Source organism: Bartonella sp. AA86SXKL (assembly GCF_042196885.1).
In genome coordinates this window covers 1-573 of record NZ_JBHIRE010000542.1, presented here as the reverse complement: position 1 = coordinate 573, position 573 = coordinate 1, and the positions used below count along the sequence as shown (strand labels likewise).

The 573-nt window shown below is 39.6% G+C and carries 1 protein-coding gene; it reads left to right on the top strand.

What is annotated here, in order from left to right:
- The coding region (locus ACFIO5_RS13170) for a hypothetical protein (protein ID WP_375705650.1) at positions 1 to 519 on the top strand (519 nt) is incomplete at its 5' end.
- Between the last annotated feature and the right edge of the window lie 54 nt (positions 520 to 573).

Sequence of the window (573 nt, the reverse complement as noted above, 5' to 3'; positions counted from 1 at the left end):
AAGGTTTTTGGGAATGCCAAAGTCTATGCCAATGCACTAATCCAAGATTGTGCATTGGTTTATGATAACGCAACAATTTTCGATGATGCACAAATTTTGAGTGGTGCACACATTTTCAATCATGCAAAAGTTTACGGTAATGCCCGTGTTCACGTACTTGCAAAAATTTATGGGAACGCGAAAGTGTACGATAAAGCTTCTGTTTCTGGTAGTGCACGAATATACCATGATGCAAAGATTGGCGGTAATGCAATAATTTCAAAGAACGCAGAAATTTTTGACGATGCTTGTGTTTTTGAATCCGCATGTATTGCAGATGATGCACGTGTTTTTGGAAAGGCTAAGGTTTATGGCGATGCCGCAGTCCACCAAGGTGCACATGTTTCTGAAAAAGCTAAAATTGGCGGTCAAGCAGAAATCTCTGGAAATGCCCGTGTGTTTGGTGGTGCACTAGTTTGCGAGAATGCCAAAGTAACCGGAAATACAAAAGTATCTGGAAATGACACTGTTTTAAGATAAGGGCATGAGGCAATAAACCATGGAAAAAAAATACGAACTTACTGATGAAACAAT